The sequence below is a fragment of the Calditrichota bacterium genome (assembly GCA_020637445.1).
Lineage (GTDB): Bacteria > Electryoneota > RPQS01 > RPQS01 > RPQS01 > JABWCQ01.
This window is the reverse complement of sequence record JACJVZ010000001.1, coordinates 1,456,819-1,478,918: the sequence shown is the minus strand read 5'-3', so window position 1 is coordinate 1,478,918 and position 22,100 is coordinate 1,456,819. Positions and strand designations below refer to the sequence as shown.

Here is a 22,100-nt window from a genome sequence, read left to right as displayed (position 1 = left end):
CCAAACGGAGGAGTTGTCAGAAATATGCAAACCAAAACCATCGCCATCGCCAATCAAAAAGGCGGAGTGGGGAAGACCACGACGGCCGTTCACCTCGCCGCGGGCATGGCGCTTGAAGGATACCCCACACTCCTGATCGATCTCGATCCGCAAGGCAACGCGACCGCGGGCCTCGGAGTCACTCCCGCCGAAAACCAAAACGGCGTCTATGACGTCCTAATCAACGAGATGAAAGCCGCCGAAGCCATTCATTCCACGAATGTCTCCGGCCTAAGTCTTCTTCCCGCGGACTCAAGACTTCACGGCGCGGAGATCGAACTCGTGTCAAAGCTCGCCCGCGAACGTATCCTCGCCGAGGCGCTTGTTGACTTGGAAGACAAATTTCAGTTCGTTGTCCTTGACACTCCGCCGTCGCTTGGGCTGCTTACTCTCAATGCTATGGCCGCGGCGAACACTATTCTTGTCCCCATGCAGTGCGAGTACTACGCGCTCGAAGGGCTTGCGCAGTTAATGAAGTCCGTCAACTTGGTCAAGCGACATCTAAATACGACGCTCGAAATTGAAGGCATACTCTTGACGATGTACGACGGACGCCTTAACTTAACCAAGCAAGTGGCCGATGAAATCACCGGAGTCTTCGAAGAGCGCGTCTACAAAACCATGATCCTCCGCAATGTCCGCCTCTCCGAAGCCCCCAGCTTCGGTCAAACGGTCTATACGTACGACCCGCAAAGCCGCGGTGCGCAAAACTACCGCGAGTTCACGGTCGAGTTTCTAAGTCACCAAGAACTTCCGCCCCGCGAGGCTGTTGCATGAAATCTCACAAGGCTTTAGGTAAAGGATTGCGAGCGCTTATCTCCGACGAGGAAGTCACTTCTTCCGCGTCGGCGCAAGAGGTTACGCAAATTGCCGTCGACCTCATCGATCCCAACCCCTTTCAGCCGCGCCAGATTTTTAATGATGATGCGATCGACGAACTCAAGAATTCGATTCTGAAACAGGGGCTTCTGCAGCCCGTCGTCGTCAGGCCTTCCGGGACTCGCTATCAATTGATCTTAGGCGAGCGACGCTTGCGTGCCACTCGCGCCGCAGGTTTGAAGACGATTCCCGCGCAAGTTCGTGTCGTCGAGAGTTCCGAAGAAATGCTCGAACTCGCGATTCTGGAAAATGTTCATCGGGAAGATCTCACTCCCATCGAACTGGCCACCGCGATTGTCAAGCTGCAGCAGCAATATGCGCTGACGCAAGAAGCCGTTGCCGAAAAAATGGGCATGAGCCGCGCGCACGTCGCCAATCTTGTCAGACTGCTCAAACTTCCGCCGCGTATTCAGCACGCTCTCTCCGAAGGCAAGCTAACGATGGGCCACGCCCGCGCCCTGCTTTCAGTCGTCGATGAAGGCGAACAGCTCGAACTCTTCGAGCGCTTCTTGGTCGATGGAAACCTTACTGTGCGCAAAGCCGAAGCGCTGACCCGCAAACCTAAGACGTCGAAATCCAAAACGGCCTCGTCGGCAATTTCAGATTCGCGCGAAGCAAAAGCTCTCGCTCAAGTTGAGAATACTCTGAGCAGACAGCTCTCGACGCGTGTAAAAATTAAGCCAAAAGGGCGCGGTGGCGTGATCGAAATTACATATTACAGCGTGGATGACTTGAACCGCCTGCTCGAAATCGTAGACAAATAGCCCTTACAACTCTCTTCCCACTGTGCCCCGCCCACGCGCTCACAAATCCGGTCTCGACCGCAACCGCACCACACATGACGAACGCCCGCTGTCCGAGCGTACCTTGGTCATCTACGGACGTAATCCCGTTCTGGAAGCGCTCCGGCGAGGACTCGTCGATGATGTTACGATTTCATCTGGCTCTCACGGCGAAGTGATCACCCAAATCCACGACCTCGCCGAGCGCATGAATGTCCCGGTTGCTGCTGGGTATGTCGCCGAATCCGAAGCAGATGTCCCCACACAAGGAATCCGCGCGCATATCCGCCTGCCTGAAATTCACGGGGACTTTGAGGCGCTTGATGAAATCGTGGATGGGAAACCTTCGCCACTCGTCCTGTTGCTCGACGGCATCGAAGACCCCCGCAATTTCGGAGCGATTTTGCGCACGGCCTATGCCGCTGGAGTCGATGCCGTACTCTTTCGCAAACGCCGCCAATCTCCCCTGACCGAAGTTGTCTTCAAAGCCTCCGCTGGGTGTGCTGCACTGATCGATCTCTATCAGGTCACCAACCTCGATCAGACTGTCCGCACGCTAAAAGAAAACGGCTGGTGGATAGTTGCCGCAGCGGCCGACCCACATGCCAAGGTCTACTCCGAGTTCGACTGGGACCGTCCCACCGTCCTAATTCTCGGAGCCGAAGGCTCGGGAGTTTCACCCCTCTTACAAAAGCGCGCAGACCTCACCGTCAAAATCCCTCTATATAGAGACATTGATAGCCTGAACGTGTCCGCCGCCGCTGCTGTGCTCCTCTTTGAGGCCGCCAAATGTCGTGAACTTCTCCCTGAAGTCTAATAGAAACCTATGTTTTTTGAGCACATCGATATTTTTTTCACTTGACACTCCGAGTCTAATTCTGTATATTCCTGAATTCTTGACGGCCTGCGCCGCCTGATTTTCTATGTCTACCCCCGAAAAAGAATGGACCATCGTCGTCCTTTCCGAAAATCAGGCCCGCATGCGCCAGTTCCATCTCAAAAAGGTCTGGTTCTACCTTGCCGTCACGACCGGCATCGCCGCGCTGGCGTTGCTCTTGGTCTTTGGCTACATGACTTGGTCCATGTCTTCCAAAATTGAAGACAACTCAGCCCTCAAAGCCAAAGTCGAAGAGCTTGAAGCCACCAACGACCGCATCCGCGATATTGCCGAAAGATTGGCAGAGCTCAAGCAGTTTGAACAGCAGCTCCGCCGTGGTCTCCTAATGCCCGAAGAAGGCTTGCCTTCGGATGAAGCGCTCGCCGCCGATTCGAGCTTTGTAACCCAACCCACAAGTCTCGCTTCAGAAGAGTCCGATCTTCTAAATGTTTATGCTGAAAGGCAAGCGGACTACAGTGTGGAAGGAGTGTTGCCCTCTGACATTCCTACTTATCCTCCCGTCCGGGGATATGTCACTCGCTCCTTTGAAACCAAGCACGGACTGACTGATCCCGGCCACTACGGCCTCGATGTCGCCGCCAAAGTCGGAACCCCGATTCTCGCTGCGGCCAATGGTCTCGTGCTTTTCTCCGGATGGAGCTATCCCTACGGCAACCTCGTCGTGATCGCGCACAAATCCGGCTATGATACCTTCTACGGCCACAACCAAACGTTGCTGGTCAATTCCGGCGAGCGAGTCCTACAGGGACAACCCGTCGCTCTGCTCGGAAACTCCGGGCGCAGTTCCGCGCCGCACCTTCATTTCGAAATTTGGAAAGACGGCATTCGGGTTGATCCCGAATCTGTCTTGTCCCACGATGCTGGCTGATCGCTTGGCCGCGTCGCGATAAATCTCAGCCAATTCCCAAACAGGGAGGACGGGCTCATGGCTAAATGGACGAAACTGTCGGCTTCGGATTCGAATTCCGGAGAGATGTCCACGTTACTTGCGAAAGATGCTGAAATCAGCGGCACGCTCAAAACCCAAGGCTCTCTGCGTATTGATGGCCGCGTCAATGGAGACCTGATCTGTTCTAAACTGGTGACCATCGGTACCACGGGGTACGTCGAAGGAAACATTCAAGCCGAAAACATCATCGTTGCCGGTCGCGTGAAAGGTTCCTTGGTTGCCAAACAAAAAATTCATCTCGAAAGCACCGCCGAACTGCATGGGGATGTGACCGCCGGCAAACTCTCGATTCAAGAAGGTGCCAAGATTCGAGGTCATGCTGCTACGGATGAATCCCGCGTTCCCTCCGCTCGTCCGCAGGCTCAGGGTACACCCGAGTCACAGCCGGATAACATGGTGCCGCGTAACCGTCCCGTGACTGTTCCCCAGAATTGAAAGGCTTTCAGCCACCTCGTCAAGACCCCTTAGCCATCGGCCTGACCATCGTCGTATCCACTGCGGTCTTCGGTCTTATCGGGTGGTGGATTGACAAGCAGATTGGCACGTTTCCCCTGCTCATGACTCTGGGTGCCGTTGTAGGCTTTGCCACTTCGTTATACCGTACGATTCTCCTTCTTCGCAATCTGGACAACGACGGCAAACAAGAATGAACTCGTTCTTGATCGGCATGGCCATCGGCGCAGTCGCTTCTATACCCTCGCTCATTCTCGCGTGGTTCAAAGCCCGCCGCAAAATGGGCGACTTCATCAAACTATGGGGCATCGGAGTCTTTCTAAGATTCGCCCTCATCGGGATCGGTCTCTTCTGGCAAATGAAAAACCCCGGATTGAGCAAAATCCCCCTGGTCCTCGGTATTGTTCTCGCTTTTTATCTCAGTCTCGCAATTGAACTCCTGATTTCCCGCTCCTCGAAATGAAATATTCCCGCCTACTGATTATCCTTGCCCTCGCAGTCGTCGTCGGTCTGACGTTCGCCCGCGAAAACAAGCATGTCGCCGCGCAAGATCAGCATGGCCACGCTGCCGCTGCGGAATCCGAGCACGGAGAAAAGCACGACTTGGGAACGACGCTCGTGCATATTCTCGAGCATCACTTGGTGGACAGCGATCATTTCGAACTCTTTGGATGGGAAGCGCATCTGCCAACCATAAAAATCGGCGGCTTTGAATATGCCATTACCAAGCATCGTGTTTGGTGGATCATCGCGCTGGGGTTGATGGGCCTCGTCGTTTGGTTGGGTGCAAGACAAAGAACTGCCGTTCCCTCCGGTTTGCGCAACGCTCTCGAAGGATTGGTCGTCTTCATTCGTGATGAAGTCGTCAAACCCAATCTGCATGAGAAAACTGATGCCTTCATGCCCTACTTCCTGACTCTCTTCACGGGCATCTTGTTTTCAAACTTGCTCGGCTTGCTTCCGTGGGGCACAACGTCAACAGGAAACGTCAACGTCACCTGCGGTCTGTCGCTGCTTACTTTGGGCCTGATGGTCGGCATGGGTGTGAAAGAAAACGGTCTCGGCGGTTTTCTGCACAGTTTCGCTCCTCCGGGAGTTCCCATGTGGCTGATGCCGTTGATGATTATCATCGAAATCGTCAGCTTCCTGATCCGTCCCTTCGCCTTGACGATTCGTCTCTTCGCCAACATGTTAGCCGGACACGCGGTCTTCTTCGTGTTGCTCGGTTTGATCTTAAGTCTTGCCTTCGCAGTCCCGGCTCTCGCCGTTGCCACGGGTGTCTTCTTGCTGGAGATCATCGTAGCCCTGATCCAGAGCTACATCTTCATCATGCTAACGGCCACCTTCATGGGCCTGACCATGCACCCCGCGCACTAAGCGTTCTGAAATTGTAGCGCCCAGCTTGCTGGGCAAAATCCCCGGACACAGTCGACGACATAAGCACAGTCGTCATCCTGAACGCAGTGAAGGATCTCTCAGATGCTCACCGAGCGGGGATTAAGCGCGTCAGCGCGGTTCCCCGCCGGAATCTGAAAAACGCACTCGCCGAGTCGGGTTAAGCATCGCGCAACCCGACCGGAATCTGAAATCGAATTTTTTCACAAATCATAAACATCGTAATCTTTTCGGAGAAACTCGAAAATGGAACTCGGAAACGGTCTTGCTCTGCTCGGCGCTGGTTTGGGTGCCGGTCTGTTCGCTCTTGGCGCTGGTATTGGTATCGGTTCAATCGGTAAAGGCGCGATGGATGGTATCGCCCGTCAACCTGAATCCGCCGGTAAGATCCAAGGTGCCGCCCTCGTTATGGCTGGTCTCGTCGAAGGTGCCGCACTCTTCGCATTCCTCATCTGTATCCTCATCTGGACCAAGTAAGTTAGAAAGTCTCCCCCAAAAATCTTCGTAGAAGTTTTGGGGGGATTATAAGGGGGGCTTCTGAAGCTTCCGCCGAGCGGGGATTAAGCGCGCCAGCGCGGTTCCCCGCCGGAATCTGAATTCAGTGTCGTCATCCTGAACGCAGTGATTACCGTTTTGAAGATCACGCCGCGTCAGAACAACCAGTCCAGCGGCACGCTGGCAATTTTCGATTTTGACATTTCCCCATGGGCCTGCAAAACATCCTCAACATTGAACCCGGCTCCATCATCTGGACGATTGTCACATTCCTGATCGTCGTCTGGCTGGTCGGTAAGTTCGGCTGGAAGCCAATCATCAAAGGTCTCACGGATCGAGAAAACTCCATCCGCACTGACCTCGAGACCGCCAAGGCCGAGCGCGAAAAAGCCGGTGCGCTGCTTGCCGATTACAAGCAGGCTATGGCGAATGCCAAAAAAGAAGCCGCGGACATCATTCAAAAAGCGCAAGACTCCGCCGACAAACACCGTGCTGAAGCCGAGGCCGAAGCCAAACAGCAGGGTCAGAAGCTCATCGAAAAAGCCCGCGTCGATATCGAGCGCGAATCCGATGCCGCGAAAGCCGAACTCTCGCGTCACGTCGCTGAACTCACGGCCAAGGCCACTTCGCGTCTGCTGGGCCGCGTGATCGACGACAAAGAGCACGAGCGTCTCATCATGGAAGCCTTGAAGGAGGACCGTTGAAAGGATTCGAAGGAGCGCTGCCGCTTCGCTACGCGCGTTCTCTCTTTCAAGCGTCCCTCAAAGCAAAATGCTCGGCGGAAGTCGAGCACGACTTGCAAGCGCTGGTGGCCATCTACGAAGAGAACCGCGAACTGCCTGTTCTGCTCGCCAGCCCCAGCCTGAGCAATGCAAAACGGCGCGCGATTCTGATGAGCATCGGTGACAAGGTCGGCTTCTGTGAGATGACCCGCCGCTTCATCGATCTCTTGCTCGAAAAATCCCGTCTCGAAATCTTGCCCGCGATTCCGGAAAAGTTCCACAAACTCTTCCGCGAATTCGAAGGTGAAGTCGAAGTCGTCGTGCAAACTGCGGTTCCGCTGTCCGACACGATGAAACAAAATGTCGCTCAAAGCATCGCTTCCCGCAGCGGCAAGAAACCCGTGATCACCTACAAGGTCAATCCCGCTCTTATCGGCGGTATAGTAGTTCAATACCCCGACAGAATCTTAGACGGCTCGCTCGCCCGCAAAGTCCAAGACTTAGGCAAGCGCCTGTCCGCTTCCGTTTAATTAGTATCATCGCCCGGATGCGCAACACACAACCGGGCCGGAAAAAGGATCGCTGTTTCCTCTTTCCTCTTTCTTCTTTCCTCTTTCACAAATCCCATGTCCACGAAACTCAAACCCGAAGAAATAACTTCCATACTCAAAGAGCAGATCGCTGACTACAAAGCGCTGTCTGCCGTTGATGAAGTCGGCCGCGTCGTTTACGTCGGTGACGGTATCGCCCGCGTCTATGGCCTCGACAAAGTTATGTATGGTGAACTCGTCGAATTCCCCGGCGAAATTCAAGGTATGGCCTTGAACCTCGAAGAGGACAACGTCGGTTGCGTGCTCTTCGGATCTGACGCGACGGTGAAAGAAGGCGATATCGTCAAGCGCACCGGAAAAGTCGTGCAGGTTCCCGTCGGCCCCGAACTCGTAGGCCGCGTCGTCAACCCGCTCGGTCAGCCGCTCGACGGCAAAGGCCCCATCAATGCCAAGCTCTCCAATCCGGTCGAACGTATTGCCACGGGCGTCGTCACACGTCAGCCCGTGAAAGAGCCGCTGCAAACAGGTATCAAGTCCATCGACGCGATGATTCCCATCGGTCGCGGACAGCGCGAGCTGATCATCGGCGACCGTCAGACCGGCAAGACCGCCATCGCGATTGATACGATTATCAATCAAAAAGGCACCGGCGTAATTTGTATCTATGTCGCTATCGGTCAAAAGGGCTCGACGATCGCTCAGGTCGTCAAGACTCTTGAAGACAACGGCGCGATGGAGCATACGATTGTCGTCGCATCGACCGCTGTGGACTCCGCACCGTTGCAGTTCTTGGCTCCCTATGCCGGAGCCGCGATGGGCGAATACTTCCGCGACAACGGCAAACACGCCGTGTGTATCTATGACGACTTGACCAAGCACGCGTGGGCCTATCGCCAAATGTCGCTGCTCTTGCGTCGTCCTCCGGGTCGTGAAGCATACCCCGGTGACGTGTTCTATTTGCACTCGCGTTTGCTCGAGCGCGCGGCCAAGCTCAACGATTCTTTGGGCGGCGGTTCGCTGACGGCTCTTCCGATTATTGAAACACAGGCCGGTGACGTGTCCGCGTACATTCCCACCAACGTGATCTCGATCACCGACGGTCAGATCTTCTTGGAATCGGAATTGTTCTATTCCGGTATTCGTCCCGCCATCAACGTCGGTATCTCCGTCTCTCGTGTCGGTGGTAATGCGCAGATCAAGGCGATGCGTCAGGTAGCAGGTAAGTTGCGTCTCGACCTCGCACAGTATCGCGCGCTCGCGGCCTTCGCGCAGTTCGCGTCCGACCTCGACAAGGCCACCAAGGCTCAGTTGACTCGCGGTGCCAAGCTCGTCGAAGTCCTGAAGCAAGGTCAATATTCCCCGTGGCCCGTCGAAGATCAAGTTGTGATTCTCTGGACTGCTGGTCAAGGCTATCTCGATGACGTCGAAGACAACGACATCGCGAAGTTCCAGGTTGAATACATGAAGTACGTTCACTCCGTCGGCGCACCTGTTCTCGAAGGCATTCGCACCAAGAAAGCCCTCGACGACGATCTCACCGGCAAGATGAAAACTCTGATCACCGACTTCAAAACCACCTGGGCGCAGTAAATAGTCTTGTAGGGGCGGATGGCAATCCGCCCGCTTCCGCAAAGTGTAGTGAACAAGTTCGCGCGAAGATTTTCCCGAAGAGTGCTGCTCTTGTCAATCGCGTCGTCATCCTCAACGAGTGATGGATCAAGTTTCGCCGAGCGGGGATTAAGCGCATCAGCGCGGTTCCCCGCCGGAATCTGAGAAATGCACTCGCCGAGTGGGGATCAAGCGCATCAGCGCGGTTCCCCGCCGGAATCAGAGAAATGCACTCGCCGAGTGGGGATTAAGCGCATCAGCGCGGTTCCCCGCCGGAATCAGAGGAACACACTCGCCGAGTGGGGATTAAGCGCATCAGCGCGGTTCCCCACCGGAATCAGAGAAATGCACTCGCCGAGTGGGGATTAAGCGCATCAGCGCGGTTCCCCACCGGAATCAGAGAAATGCACTCGCCGAGTGGGGATTAAGCGCATCAGCGCGGTTCCCCACCGGAATCTGAATTCACTGTCGTCATCCTGCCTGTCCCTGTAGGGAAACGTAGTGAAGGATCTCTCTTCTTTTCGCTTTGGGATTTTCTCACCCCAAGCTCCCTGCCTCCGGCAGGGGCAGTCCACGAGGACTCAAGGCTCTCGCACTAGTGCAATCAGTCCAGCGGCACGCTGGACGAAATCTGAGAGGATAAGATGAAACATCCGCGTGACTTTCTCCTATTCCTCGCACTCGCCGTCGGTGCCTTCCTGTGGCAGCGCAGCACGTTTGATCTCTGGCATATCGATCTCTTCCACATCCAGCTTGCGTCTTATGCTTGGCACACTGACCAGCCGGACAAGATGTATACGGATTATGACCACTACGATCAATGGATCAAAGAGTGGTATCGTCCGCAAGCCGACCGGCTCGGGGCGTGGGGAGATGAAAATGCGTACTTCTATCCGCCGTTCATCGCGGGAATGTTCGCTCCGGTATCTGACGTGCATGTCTATGTCTGGCGCAACATCCTCCTGACGATCAACATTCTTCTGCTCTTTGGTTTCACGTGGCAAATCACAAGGCTCGTTGCTGACAAGTTGACGTGGCGTGGTTTTCTCTGGGCGTTCGCGCTGATTCTGATGACCTATCCCATGGCCCGTGCCAGCAAGCTCGCGCAAATCGTTCCCTTGCTTGCCTTCTTGTTCTGGGAAGGCGTGCTAAGACTGAAGCGGTCCGGATTTGCGTCGAGTGCTTTGCTCGGCTCGGTCATCGCGGTCAAAATCTTCCCGGCAGGGTGGATGCTTGTCCCGCTGATTCACAAAAGATGGAAAACCATCTTCGGCATCGGCGCAGTAATCATCACCATCTACGGAATTTCAGTCCTGTCAATGGGCCTCGAAATTCATTTGCTGTGGTGGGATGCCGTCAAGGAATTCGGCAGCGTCGTCTACACTTACTTCGGCAATCAGTCACCCGCTGGTTGGTTCACGCGAGCTGTGCTCGGCCACAGCTTGCTCGGACCCAACTTCACTCCGACCCTTTTGATCAAAACGGTTCGCCTGACTTTCTTGGCGATCTTCTTGGGTGGCACCGCTTGGATCCTTTGGCAAAACCGCGACCGTGAATTGCCCCTCGCGCTTGAAAACGGCTTAATGATGTCCGGACTGATGTTGTCGTTGCCGGTAACGTGGGAACACTATTACATGTTTGCCTTTCCGGCTCTCGGTGCGCTGATCTACAATGAATGGAAGCGGGGCCGGATAGATTCGCGAGCTCTCTTGCTCGCCGCCGCGACCTTCTTCTTCACCATGAAGTTAACCCGCTTCTACACCGAAGACCCCGTCGGCAAAGTCATCAGCGGCAGCCAATGCTTCGGCCTGATCCTCTTCTGGATCTACTGCATCCAAGAAGTGATTCGCACCAAAAAAGTCGAATCCGTAGCAGTCTGACTTTTCCATTTTCTGTTTGCTATTTTCTCTGAAGGTTCATCCTTCATCCTTTATCCTTCATCCTTTCTGATTCGTGGCTGGACTAAAAACTATCAAGCGGCGCATCGCAAGCGTCAAATCCACGCAGCAAGTCACGCGCGTCATGAAAATGGTCGCCGCGGCCAAGCTCCGTCGTGCGCAGGAATCCATGATGAATGCGCGACCCTATTCGCTGACCTTGCGCGATGCCATTCGTGATCTTTCCGCGCGCGTCGAGCGCTCGTCGCATCCACTGCTCGAAATCCGCGAAGTCGATCACGTCGGCATCGTTGTTGTCACAGGCGACCGTGGCTTGGCGGGCAGTTTCAATGTCAATATCATGAAGCGCGCGCAGCAATTGATGCGCGAAAATGCGCAGCACAAAGTCCACCTCATTACTGTCGGCAAAAAAGGCACCGAATTCTTCACCCGGCGCGGCGCTGATGTCACTGGCCGCATGTCCGGTTTCTTCAACCATCTCGACTTCAATCACGCCGTTGAACTCGGCGAGATCGTCACCGCTGAATATCAGAACAGCACGATGGACCGTGTCTACGTCGTCTACAACGAGTTCAAGTCCGTCATTCAGCAAGAAGTCATTGTCGAGCAGTTGCTCCCCATCGTTCCCGACTCGAATGCTAAAGTCTCCGGCGCCGAAATTATCTTCGAGCCGAATGAAATGGCTATCTTGAACGCGATTCTGCCGAAATTTGTCAATGTACAAATGTGGCGCATTCTGCTCGAGTCTTTCGCCGCCGAAATGGCCGCGCGCATGACTGCCATGGAAAATGCCACTCAAAACGCCGGCGAACTCATCGACAATCTTACTCTGACCTACAACAAGGCTCGTCAAGCAGCTATCACCGGCGAAATCTTAGAAATCGTCGCCGGAGCCGAAGGCCTGAAGTAGTTTTATGTCCGCGTTCCATTTTTTCGACTAGCTCCCTGCCTCCGGCAGGGGTAGCTTACGAAAACTAAATACACCCGCGTCAGCGCAATCAGTCCAGCGGCACGCTGGTTGGGATTTGGGATTTTCGATTTGGGATTTTTCCTTGCTCCTCCCGTTCTTTGATCTAACTTCCAGCGCACAATACGTCGCCGATCTGCTAAGGGAAGCCGAACCCAAGTTCGCGTCTTTGAGTATTACTGGTTCGTATGCCGACAAACTCGCTTCGCAAGTCCAACAGCACTTACCCGACCTCGAGATCAAGCAAGGCGAACAACAAGCGGACGTCGTATTCTCTTTCGATATCGTGCACACCTTGCCTGCTGCCGAACGCGCGCAGTATGTCAAAAGAATTGCCGCGCTTGCTAAGCGCGAAGCCGTCATAGCGGCGCCGCTCGGTACAGAATTGCAAACGACGATCTATCGCAGTCTCGAAAAACTCGCGCTGGAACTGAAACTTTCTTCTCCCGAAGAACTTGCTCTTGCATTAAGACACGGTATTCCTACACCGCAAGATGCTGCATCGTGGGCACACGGATTTACTGATCTTGATTTATTCTATGCCGGAGACGTCGCCTACTTTCAGGAAATGGCTACTCAATTCCTGTACAAGTCTGCACAGTCTCCGTTGCGTCGAGCCCTGATGACTCTGACTTCGACGCACGCTACTTCCCCCGCGGAAATGCCGCTTCCACCCGAAACGGTTCCTATGCGGCGGCACAGACGCTTATTCTTGATTTTACGCAAAAGGTAATTCCGCCCGTGCAGCATCCAAGTCAACGCAAGCGCGTTTCCATTTTTGTGGACGGTGCCAATATGTTCTACACGCAGAAAAAAGGTCTCGGCTGGTTCTTTGATCCGGCGAAACTCTTGAAAGTTCTGCGCGGTGACGATGAATTGACCGACGCGTATTGGTATATGGGCCTTAAACAGCCGCCCGATCCGCGAGACGAAAACTTCGTGCGCTTCCTGTCCTATGCGGGTTACGTCGTGCGTACCAAAGGCTTGAAAACGATCTATGACAGTGAAACCGGCGAGACCACGCAAAAAGCGAATCTCGACGTCGAGATTGTCATGGACATGTTCAATACCATAGAAAACTTCGACAAAGCTATTTTGCTTTCCGGTGACGGAGATTTCGAACGTGCGCTTGAACTTCTTCGCTCGCGCGGACGCCAAATATGTGTTGTCTCTACGCAAAACTGGATTGCCGCCGAGTTGCGTCAAGCTATCGGTTCGCACTTCATCGACTTGCAGGACCTGCGTTCGCAAATCGAGCGCGCCGCGCCTGAACCCCGCGACCATCCCAAGCATCTCGAGCATCCCGCTGACTCATACGGCAGTCACGGGCACAGCTAAGGCGTCGCGTGACCGATAGCTTGGACAATCGCGATGCACTGACCGCCGCCATCCTGACCTCTATCAATCGGTGGCGCGACCGGCCTGACCAGGCTGACCTGCATGCAGCCGATTGCGAACAACTGCTCTCTGAATACTCCGCCGAAGAATCCTACCGAATATTGGATCTCGGCAATCAAGCGGCCGACCAAATCGAGCGCTCGCCCGAACCCGCGGTGGACATCACGCTAAAATTGTCGACGTCCACATGTGACGCCGCCCGCGCCTTGGGTTGTGTTTTGATTGCCCGTGTCGGCAAATTCAACCCGCGCACATGGCTTTCGTTGATCAAGCATCTGGCCGAAGACGAAAATCCCGGCGTCCGCGATATGGCTCCGATGATCTTCGATCTGCGTCCGCAGTTGGACGGTTGGGTGGAGATGCACGGTGACTACGTCTTCTCGATTCTCGAAGAGTGGCGCACGGACAACAGCTATCGTGTGCGCAGGTTAGTCACCCGGGCTTTGGTGGGATTCGCCGGGCAATCTGTCGAAAATGCCGAGCGCGTTCTAAAACTCGTCTCACCGCTTTATGAAGACTCTGCCGAATATGTCCGCCGCAACGTCGTTTCAGCTTTGCGTGAAATCGGCAGAAAACAACCCGACGTCGTTTTCTCCTTCTTGGAATCCCGCGCTGAAGTCAATTCAGCCTATGACAGCGAATTGATTCCCATGGTTCTCGAAGCGTCCTTCGCCAGAAAGAACCCCGACTGGCGCGACGACATTCTTTCAAAATTGTAGTTTTGATCTCCCCCAAAAATCTTCGCAGAAGTTTTTGGGGGATTAAGGGGAACTTTTACCGCCCGCCGAGCGGGGATTAAGCGCAGCGGTTCCCCGCCGGAATCTGAGCAAACTAATCTTGTCCTTTTCGCCGAGCGGGGATTCAGCGCAGCGGTTCCCCTCCGGAACTTCTACCGCCCGCCGAGCTGGATTAAGCGTAGCGCAACCCGGCCGGAACTTTTCGATTTTCTATTTCCATAACACATACATTCGATGAAAAACGGTACCATCAAGCAGATCATCGGCGTCGTCATCGACGTCGAATTCTCCGACGGCGAATTGCCGCCGCTGTACTCCGCGCTCCACGTCACGAGTGACGGTGTGCAAAAAACCCTCGAAGTCCAACAGCACCTCGGTGACAACACCGTCCGTGCCGTCTCCATGGACCCGACCGAAGGACTTACGCGCGGCATGGAAGTCACCAACACCGGTCAACCCATCAGCGTCCCCGTCGGCGGCGCGGTGCTCGGTCGAATTTTGAATGTCACCGGTGCGCCCGTCGATGAACTCGGCGAGGTAAAATCCGAAAAGCGTTACCCGATTCACCGTCCCGCTCCCAAAATGACGGAACTCAACACGCGCGCCGAGATGCTCGAAACCGGTATCAAAGTCATCGACTTGATTCAACCCTTCTCCAAGGGCGGTAAGATCGGACTCTTCGGCGGCGCCGGTGTCGGCAAAACCGTTATCGTCCAAGAGCTGATTAACAACATCGCGAAAGAACACTCCGGCCTGTCCGTCTTCGCCGGTGTCGGTGAACGTACTCGTGAAGGTAATGACCTCTTGCGTGAGTTCGTCGAGTCCGGCGTTGTGTCCTACGGCAAAAATTTCGATGCGCACACGTTCGACACCAAGAATGTCGACAAAGGCGCGCTGAAAGATTCCAAAGTCGCGATGGTCTTCGGTCAGATGAATGAGCCGCCCGGTTCGCGTTCGCGCGTCGCCTTGACAGGCTTGACCATGGCCGAGTATTTCCGCGATGAAGAAGGCCGTGACGTGCTGCTCTTCATCGACAACATCTTCCGCTTTACGCAGGCAGGTTCCGAAGTCTCCGCGTTGCTCGGTCGTATGCCGTCCGCCGTGGGATATCAGCCGACGCTCGCCACCGAAATGGGCGGCTTGCAAGAGCGCATCACTTCGACGAACAAAGGCTCGATCACGTCCGTGCAGGCCGTCTACGTGCCCGCTGACGACTTGACCGACCCCGCTCCCGCAACGACGTTCTTGCACCTCGATGCAACCACCGTGTTGTCGCGTCAGATCGCTGAGCTCGGTATCTATCCCGCCGTCGATCCGCTCGACTCCACGTCGCGTATTCTCGACCCCATGGTCGTCGGTCAAGAGCACTACGATGTCGCCCGCGGCGTGCAATCGACTCTGCAGCGTTACAAAGACTTGCAGGACATCATCGCTATTTTGGGTATGGACGAACTCTCCGACGATGACAAGCGTGTCGTCGAGCGCGCCCGCAAAATGCAGCGCTTCCTCTCGCAGCCGTTCCACGTCGCCGAAGCCTTCACGGGCCGTCCCGGTGTTTATGTCAAAGTCGCCGACACCATCAAGGCCTTCAAGGGCATTCTGAACGGCGATTACGACCACATAGGCGAGCAGAGCTTCTACATGTGCGGCGGCATTGAAGACGTGATCAAAAACCACGAAGCCGCGCAAAAGTAAATCATGGCCAACACCTTTCACGTTGAACTGATCACTCCCGAAAAACACCTGCTCGCGGCCGAAATCGTGCACTTGCGCGCCCCCGGTTCCGCCGGTGAATTCGGAATCTTGGCTAACCACTCGCCCATGGTCGCAGGACTCGATGCAGGCCGCTTGCAAATCGATTTCCCCGGCCATCGCGAAGAGTTCGCCATCGGCGGCGGCTATTTCACCGTCGAAAACAACAAGGCCATCATTCTTGCCGAAACGTGTTACCGCAAGAACGAAATTGATCTCGACGAAGCAAAAAAAAACAAACTTGAGGCCCTGAAACGCATAGAATCGGCAGCAACAGCCGCCGATCGTGAAGAAGCACAGTGGGCTTTCAAGCGCTACGCCGCTCAAGTCCACGTCGCCGAATACAAAAGCGAGTAAAGCGAATGTAGGGGCGGATGGCAATCCGCCGCCTTCAAATTTTCACCGAGCCGGGTTAAGCGCTGCGCAACCCGGCCGGAACTTCAAGATCATTAAAAAAGGTCGAGCAAACGCTCGACCTTTTTTCTTATCTCCCCCCAAATCCGTCTGCGGATTTGGGGGGACTAAGGGGGGCTTCTGGAAACTAAATTCGCAGTCTCGCCGAGCAGGGATTAAGCGCATCAGCGCGGCCTGTCCCGTAGGGATTCCCTGCCGGTATCTGTTTTTCTATTTCTTCTTCCGCTTAAACCCCGCCGGCACTTCAAATTTCGCCGTATCCACGGCTTCCACCGCAGCATTCAAAAGTTCGTAGTCGAAACTGTAAACAGTCTTAAGCACATATTCCGGTTTCTCTTCCTGCTTCTTCTTCTTTCCCAAGCCGAATGGTACTTTCTTGGTCAATTCTTCCGCCGCGCCTTCCTTGGCTGCCTGCTTCAGACTCTTGCCTTTCAGTCTGTTGTGCTCGATCTTGATCAAGCTCGTCACCGCTTCGCCCGGAGCTTTCTTCGCAGCTTCGATAAGCTCCGTGAGTTTGCCTTGGTACATCCACGCCGAAGCTAACAACCCTTCCTGCAGTGCCAGTTCATCCAGCCCCAATGCTTTCAGATAATTCTGATTGAAGGCCAATATCTCTTCTGTACCCGGCACGTTTTCGCAGTTCCACATGTCAAAGTTGATGATAACTTTGTCATTCGCATCCTGCTTGTTGATACCCGTCGTGCGAATGTGCGCGTTGCGGCACGTAAATCCGTGAATCTCTTTCGCGTCGGCTTCCGACACGTCTTCCGTCGTCCACTCATAGAGATCTTCCGTCGACGTCGAATCCACTTCGTCTTCTTCTTCCGGCTGCGCACCCTCCATGTCCGTCATGCCTTTCTGAATCTGCTCGCGCAGTTCGGCCAATGACATCACCGCGTAAGTTTCCTTTCGCTTGTCGACCGTATAGACCGAATCCTTGTCTAGTCTGACGATGTTCGCTCCGTCCAGCGCTTTGCCGCCCGTAAGCGTCTTCATGATTCCCCGCGTCCACTTAACGACCGATTCGCTCGTGTGTTTGTCCGCCGTGTAGTAGTCGGTAGCTGTGGCTTCGTTGACGCCCATGCGCGCTATCGTGCCCGAAGTCTTGGTTTCGCGCTTAACGTCCGCGAGCACGTGTCCGGCAAACACCAGACAAAGTGAAAAGAGGAGGAGGGACCGCATAATTAGCTTCTCAAAGTTTGAGTGAATCAAGCATATGAATGAGCCGAATTATACGCTATTTCCGATTCACTAACAAGAGACCAAGTCCCGTAGGCATTGTGGATAACCTTATCCCAAAACTTGACTTTCCCCAACCCCAGAGCTACCTTATCCACATGCGCTCCCTAATCCTCTTGCTTATGCTTTCATGCCCCCAATTCGTAGGGGCGGATGGCAATCCTCCAGCTTCCAATGCGTCGCGGCAGCAGGTGTCTTCACCTGCCCCGACCACCGAGAGCTCCCACATTCCCCCTCGCTTTAGCGGGGGGGCAAGGGGGGGTGAAAAACTCCCCCACTATTCATTCGCGGCGGCACCCGCTGCGGGTGCCCCGTCGTCTGCCGTAGCGCCCAGCTCGCTGGGCAAAAACCCCCAAGACAACTTCACAGCTTTCGCCGAGCGGGGATTAAGCAAAGCGGTTCCCCGCCGGAATCTGAAAACCCGCGGCTACGTAATCCAAATCCACTCCCCGCCGGAATCTGAAAACCCGCGGCCACGTAATCCAAATCCACTACGTCAATGCGTCGCGGCGGCAGGTGTCTTCACCTGCCCCGACCACCGAGAGCTCCCACATTCCCCCTCGCTTTAGCGGGGGGGGCAAGGGGGGGTGAAAAACTCCCCCACTATTCCAACTACTTCTTCGGTAGAGATTCCACCAACTGGCGCAGCCGAGTCTCCCACTACCAAACGGTCATCGCTGAAGAAGTCTGGCCCCGCTTAAACGTTGAGTACCGCGCAGACAAACAAGGCGTAGAAACCATCTATCACGTAGCTCCTGGAGCCGACCCCACGCAAATACAAATGGACTACATCGGACTCGATGCTCCCCTGAGAGTTGACTTCCAAGGCAATCTTGTTTTAACCACATCTCTCGGCGAAGTCAAAGAGCAAGCTCCCTACGCCTATCAGGTGGATGGGAGAGTGCAAAAGCGCGTCGAATCAATCTATCGCATCATAGACGGCAATCGCGTTGCGTTTGAGTTTGAGGGGTTTGATGCGAGCAAGGAACTGGTGATTGATCCGCTGATTTACAGCACATACTTCGGCGGGCTTGATGGTGTGGAATATATCAATCGCGTTTGTGTTCTTGCTGGTGACGAGGGACTCTTGTTGTGCGGCTCTTCATCATCGTCCGATTTTCTTACCACTCCAGGTAGTTATCAGGAGCACCTGCTTGGGCGACAGGACGGATTCATTACGAAGCTCTCGTCAGACGCCAGGGAAATTGAGTTCAGTACACTTTTTGGCGATAGCGACTATGTCGCCTGCGAGGACATCAAGACGATGCCGAATGGAGACATCGTAGTCGTAGGGAGGGTATCTCAACTCGGCCAAATCCCATTAACTCCATCGGCTCTAGACTCAATTCATGAAGGGTACGAGGGATTTGTTGCATTATTCTCCAATGACGCAAGCAGCCTCACATAGTAGCTATGTTGGCGGAAGTGGCGATGAACGTGTCCAATATTTGGTCGTCACGGCCGCCGGAGACGTTGTTATGACCGGATACACGTCTTCAGAACAGTTTCCCGTAACTCCCGACGCCACCTTCTCTTCGCTTATCGGGGGGGGGCAACGTTTTTGTCATGGAGCTAAACGTCTATGAACCATCCGTGATATACTCGACTTTTTGGGGAGCTACGACCTGCGATCCGACAGGAATTGTACTGGCAGATGATGGATCTTTGTGGATTTCCGGCCGAGTCTTCTTAAGTGGACTTGCAGTCACGCCAGACGCTTTTCAAAGCGAGTTTTCCGAAGGTGCTGCGGGCGTGGATGCATTTTTATCCCACATCGGTCTTCATCCTCCCGCGAGCCTCTATACGACCTATATGGGCGGAGAGTCCCGGGACGAGATATCCGCATTTCAACTGGTAGAAGATGGCAGACTCGCGCTTTACGGATCAACAGGTTCAAGTGAATGGCCTACGACGTTTGGCGCGTACGACACAATTTTTGTTTGTAACAATCTTTGAGCCTCCTGCAACCATCGTGGCCTCTACGTTTCTAGGCGGCCAGTTGTATGATGTGCTGGAAGCGGGCGCCAGATCGCCAGACGGTTCATTCGTTGTTGCCGGGTACACCAATGATGAGAGTTTTCCTGTTACGGACAGCGCGCTTGACCCTACGTACGGACCCAATATTGATACTTCAGCAAGCGACCTCTTCATCGCCAAACTATCCTCTGACTTGCGCACTCTCGAATATAGCACGTATTTTGGAGGTGAGGATGTCGAACATGTCTACCAAGTCTGGGTGCCCGAGCCTTCAACCATTTGGATAGCGGGCGGTACACAATCTGACGAGTTCCCCACGACGCCGGACGCCCTGAGACAGCGGATTAACTGGTATGGCTGGGATGGATTTATTTCAAGTATCGGAATTGATCCGTCAAACTCCCCTCCGCCTTTTATTCTAGACAACTTTTCCCTATCAGCTTTCCCAAATCCCTTCAATTCTTCAACAACCCTAAGCTTCACATTGCCCCGAGCCACCCAAACCGAGCTAACCATCCACAACATCCTCGGCCAACAAATCGAACACATTGATTTCGGCACATTGGAAGCAGGCCACCACACCCAACAAATCGCCCACCCAACTTGGAGCACCGGCCTATACTTCGCCACACTAAAAGCCCCAAGCTATTCAAAAACCACAAAACTACTTCTGCTTCGCTAAGTTCCGCATTCTCGCGGCGGCACCCGCTGCGGGTGCCCCTTCCGCCGAGCCGGGTTAAGGTCTTCTGCAACCCGGCCGGAATCCGAATTCTGCCTTCATATTTCAAATTTCCCCCCTCCGCCTTTTCTATTTTCCATTTGCTATTTTCAATACTCCACTTCCATCCCCCATCCCCCATCCCTCATCCTCGCACGTCTGGCCCGTCTCTTGCCCCGTACATCTGCGCCTAAACAGGAGTTCTTCCCGTGCGCTACCAAAAATTGATGTACATCGCTTGCCTTTGCATGATATTCGCCGCGTCGGCCACGCGCGCCGCTTCAGATTTGCAACAACACTTGCAATCTGCAAGACTCCTACTCGATCAACCCGTCCCCGATGTCGGTCAACTTAAAGTACTGGAGCAACAGCTAAAGGACGCCGTGTTGTATAGCGGCGACACGCGCTGGCAAGATTCAACTTGCCAAACTATCACCTTGATCGAACAGGCAATTTCTGCAAACCCCAAAGGTCACAAATGGGCTCTGAATCTTTGTACGTCTGACCCGTCCGCTCCGTGGATGAAGTATGCGCTGCCCTACGTCTGGCCCGTCGGCGGGTCTCCCAATGAACAACTCGAAGTCGCGGATATTCTGCTTGATCAAAGCGGCACGCATCCCGACCAACCTTGGGCAAATGAGTTCAAAGCTGAGCTCTTTCGCGCATATATCTCTGAACAACTCTGGATCCCCGCGTCGTTCCTTGGTGTCGATCTGATCCGTTCAAATTACAACCTTCCCGCGACCGATCAACTGCTGCTCGCGAACTCGCTGCTTCGTTCCGACAGAACCGACGATGCGCAGCACGTTCTGTTCAGGCTGAGCAACAATTCCGCTCCCAATACTCCCGAAGCCTTGCGCGCAAGTGTCGAACTTGGTTTGATCGAACAATTCCTGAAACATGATCTGCAAGCGAAAACCGAATTCGATCAAGCGTGGGACGTCTGGGAAAAACAGAAGAAACGGCCCGGCTTCGATTCTCCGTTAGTCGCGAATGCGGCCGCGAGAGCAAGATGGGAACTTCTGCAATTCGAATTCGCGGCGCTCGAAAAGAAACTCCAAGTCTCGCTCGAATGGAACGCCAAAGAGGCCGCGCGGTGGTGCAGCGACCTTGAGAAAAATACGAACGAATTATTAACCGTTGCGCCGTCCTATGAATCCGCAGTCGCGGTTCTAACCGGAAAACTTCACAGACTTCACGGCGACGCTTTGCTGCGCCTCGGGATGTTTTCCAGCCGGCCGGAAGATCTTGCGATTCGCGACCGCCTCCGTGATCAAGCCTTGGACGAATATGACGAAGCTGCCGACATGTTTTTGGAAACCGCCGCGCACAAAGATCAAGTTCTTCCGCCGCTTGCTGCCGGACATTGGTCCGCACAAACCGCCGATTTCCAGTCGGAAGCGAAACAACTGACCTACGATCTTTATGTTCACGCGGCCAATCAGTTGGAAAACTGGTCGGAATCGCTGTGGCAAAAGACTCCGCTCAGGAGTTTCGGACAAAACGGCTTTACTCCGAGATTCGACGCGATCGTTCACGAAGCTCTGCCCGTACTCGAAAAATGCGCCGACTACCGCAAGCTCGCGCTGCGTTACGCCCGGCAAAATCCCGATATCAAGAATGCGAATCTCGCGATTTCGACTCTCTATAACGACTTAATGACTCCGGTGACCGAACTTCGCAAACTCTGCGGAAGTCAGTGGCAAACGACGTCGTCGAACGCCACGCAAATTTCGCGGACGCTCGGAGTGACCGGAAATCCCGATGCGGTCGAATCAATGACTGAAGCCTTCGAAGAGCAGATCGTGGAAGCGAAAAAACTCGCCACGGAGTCTTCCGACGCGCTCGAAAAAGTCATCACCAAACTCTTCGCGGCCGTCACTGATCATGATTCGCTTTCGATTTTGGCCGAGCACAAACTGGCAATGGACCGCGACTACGCTGCGATGAACAGAACCGTTCACGAATCTCTCGACCTCGCCACGAACACGCTCGACCGCCGCGATCCGCAAGCCGCGTCGCTGCGCTCGAAACTCTACAAGTTCAGTGTCCGTGCGGCAGATCAAGAGCTTGCGACTCTCGAAGAAGGTCACGAGTGGGCCGTGGCGAACGGTTATGATTCCAAGGGCGGTCAAGAGCTCTATGCGCGACTGGCCGAACGCGATCCGACCAAGTATCCGCTCAGAGGTGGGATTTGGCAGGCGGGCAGAAAATAGAAAATGGCAAATA

At 54.4% G+C, this 22,100-nt stretch carries 24 protein-coding genes; 23 read left to right on the top strand and 1 reads right to left on the bottom strand.

Going from position 1 to position 22,100, the window contains the following annotated elements; translation table 11 throughout:
• Window positions 1–24 precede the first annotated feature (24 nt).
• From H6507_06230 to atpC, 19 genes are all read left to right on the top strand, one after another.
• Complete coding sequence (locus H6507_06230; protein MCB9368684.1) at window positions 25–816, top strand: ParA family protein; 792 nt, start codon at window positions 25–27, stop codon at window positions 814–816.
• Window positions 813–1,682: a ParB/RepB/Spo0J family partition protein gene (locus H6507_06225; protein MCB9368683.1), complete on the top strand. Its 870-nt coding sequence runs from the start codon at window positions 813–815 to the stop codon at window positions 1,680–1,682. Before H6507_06230 ends, H6507_06225 begins: the two co-directional genes overlap by 4 nt.
• Before the next feature lie 22 nt (window positions 1,683–1,704).
• Window positions 1,705–2,517, top strand: coding sequence for a 23S rRNA (guanosine(2251)-2'-O)-methyltransferase RlmB (gene rlmB, locus H6507_06220; GenBank protein MCB9368682.1), 813 nt, complete (start codon window positions 1,705–1,707; stop codon window positions 2,515–2,517).
• A 106-nt stretch (window positions 2,518–2,623) separates the two neighbouring features.
• Window positions 2,624–3,466: a peptidoglycan DD-metalloendopeptidase family protein gene (locus H6507_06215; GenBank protein MCB9368681.1), complete on the top strand. Its 843-nt coding sequence runs from the start codon at window positions 2,624–2,626 to the stop codon at window positions 3,464–3,466.
• 57 nt (window positions 3,467–3,523) lie between these two features.
• A complete protein-coding gene (locus tag H6507_06210) occupies window positions 3,524–3,982 on the top strand; it encodes a polymer-forming cytoskeletal protein (protein MCB9368680.1) in 459 nt (152 codons plus the stop codon).
• Window positions 3,979–4,197, top strand: coding sequence for an AtpZ/AtpI family protein (locus tag H6507_06205; GenBank protein MCB9368679.1), 219 nt, complete (start codon window positions 3,979–3,981; stop codon window positions 4,195–4,197). The genes H6507_06210 and H6507_06205 overlap by 4 nt, the downstream gene beginning before the upstream one ends.
• Window positions 4,194–4,463: a hypothetical protein gene (locus H6507_06200; protein ID MCB9368678.1), complete on the top strand. Its 270-nt coding sequence runs from the start codon at window positions 4,194–4,196 to the stop codon at window positions 4,461–4,463. Before H6507_06205 ends, H6507_06200 begins: the two co-directional genes overlap by 4 nt.
• Window positions 4,460–5,377: a F0F1 ATP synthase subunit A gene (gene atpB, locus H6507_06195; protein MCB9368677.1), complete on the top strand. Its 918-nt coding sequence runs from the start codon at window positions 4,460–4,462 to the stop codon at window positions 5,375–5,377. Before H6507_06200 ends, atpB begins: the two co-directional genes overlap by 4 nt.
• A 264-nt stretch (window positions 5,378–5,641) precedes the next feature.
• Window positions 5,642–5,872, top strand: coding sequence for a F0F1 ATP synthase subunit C (locus H6507_06190; protein MCB9368676.1), 231 nt, complete (start codon window positions 5,642–5,644; stop codon window positions 5,870–5,872).
• 227 nt (window positions 5,873–6,099) lie between these two features.
• On the top strand, window positions 6,100–6,594 hold the full coding sequence (atpF, locus tag H6507_06185; protein MCB9368675.1) for a F0F1 ATP synthase subunit B: 495 nt from the start codon (window positions 6,100–6,102) through the stop codon (window positions 6,592–6,594).
• Window positions 6,591–7,142: an ATP synthase F1 subunit delta gene (gene atpH / locus H6507_06180; GenBank protein MCB9368674.1), complete on the top strand. Its 552-nt coding sequence runs from the start codon at window positions 6,591–6,593 to the stop codon at window positions 7,140–7,142. The genes atpF and atpH overlap by 4 nt, the downstream gene beginning before the upstream one ends.
• A 96-nt stretch (window positions 7,143–7,238) precedes the next feature.
• Window positions 7,239–8,753 (top strand): F0F1 ATP synthase subunit alpha, encoded by a 1,515-nt coding sequence (locus H6507_06175; protein MCB9368673.1) that lies wholly within the window; start codon window positions 7,239–7,241, stop codon window positions 8,751–8,753.
• Window positions 8,754–9,415: 662 nt separating this feature from the next.
• Window positions 9,416–10,651, top strand: coding sequence for a DUF2029 domain-containing protein (locus H6507_06170; protein ID MCB9368672.1), 1,236 nt, complete (start codon window positions 9,416–9,418; stop codon window positions 10,649–10,651).
• Window positions 10,652–10,724: 73 nt separating this feature from the next.
• The gene (gene atpG, locus H6507_06165) at window positions 10,725–11,579 is read left to right on the top strand and encodes an ATP synthase F1 subunit gamma (protein MCB9368671.1); all 855 of its coding nucleotides are present in this window, start codon (window positions 10,725–10,727) and stop codon (window positions 11,577–11,579) included.
• Window positions 11,580–11,721: 142 nt separating this feature from the next.
• A complete protein-coding gene (locus tag H6507_06160) occupies window positions 11,722–12,369 on the top strand; it encodes a hypothetical protein (GenBank protein MCB9368670.1) in 648 nt (215 codons plus the stop codon).
• A 62-nt stretch (window positions 12,370–12,431) separates the two neighbouring features.
• Window positions 12,432–12,974 (top strand): NYN domain-containing protein, encoded by a 543-nt coding sequence (locus H6507_06155; GenBank protein ID MCB9368669.1) that lies wholly within the window; start codon window positions 12,432–12,434, stop codon window positions 12,972–12,974.
• Window positions 12,975–12,982: 8 nt separating this feature from the next.
• Complete coding sequence (locus H6507_06150) at window positions 12,983–13,753, top strand: DNA alkylation repair protein (protein ID MCB9368668.1); 771 nt, start codon at window positions 12,983–12,985, stop codon at window positions 13,751–13,753.
• Between the two features lie 252 nt (window positions 13,754–14,005).
• A complete protein-coding gene (atpD, locus tag H6507_06145) occupies window positions 14,006–15,466 on the top strand; it encodes a F0F1 ATP synthase subunit beta (protein MCB9368667.1) in 1,461 nt (486 codons plus the stop codon).
• Window positions 15,467–15,469: 3 nt separating this feature from the next.
• Window positions 15,470–15,880, top strand: coding sequence for an ATP synthase F1 subunit epsilon (atpC, locus tag H6507_06140; GenBank protein ID MCB9368666.1), 411 nt, complete (start codon window positions 15,470–15,472; stop codon window positions 15,878–15,880).
• Window positions 15,881–16,147: 267 nt separating this feature from the next.
• On the opposite strand, the gene H6507_06135 is transcribed toward atpC, so the two are convergent.
• Window positions 16,148–17,119, bottom strand: a complete 972-nt coding sequence (locus H6507_06135; protein ID MCB9368665.1) for a hypothetical protein — start codon at window positions 17,117–17,119, stop codon at window positions 16,148–16,150.
• 838 nt (window positions 17,120–17,957) lie between these two features.
• Here H6507_06135 and H6507_06130 point away from each other — a divergent pair.
• The 4 genes from H6507_06130 (at window position 17,958) to H6507_06115 (ending at window position 22,087) form a co-directional block, all read left to right on the top strand.
• Entirely contained in the window at window positions 17,958–18,584 is a 627-nt protein-coding gene (locus H6507_06130) for a hypothetical protein (GenBank protein MCB9368664.1), read from the top strand.
• Between the two features lie 158 nt (window positions 18,585–18,742).
• Entirely contained in the window at window positions 18,743–19,132 is a 390-nt protein-coding gene (locus tag H6507_06125; GenBank protein MCB9368663.1) for a hypothetical protein, read from the top strand.
• Window positions 19,092–19,835: a T9SS type A sorting domain-containing protein gene (locus H6507_06120; protein MCB9368662.1), complete on the top strand. Its 744-nt coding sequence runs from the start codon at window positions 19,092–19,094 to the stop codon at window positions 19,833–19,835. The genes H6507_06125 and H6507_06120 overlap by 41 nt, the downstream gene beginning before the upstream one ends.
• Window positions 19,836–20,080: 245 nt before the next feature.
• The gene (locus tag H6507_06115; protein ID MCB9368661.1) at window positions 20,081–22,087 is read left to right on the top strand and encodes a hypothetical protein; all 2,007 of its coding nucleotides are present in this window, start codon (window positions 20,081–20,083) and stop codon (window positions 22,085–22,087) included.
• The last annotated feature ends 13 nt before the right edge of the window (window positions 22,088–22,100 follow it).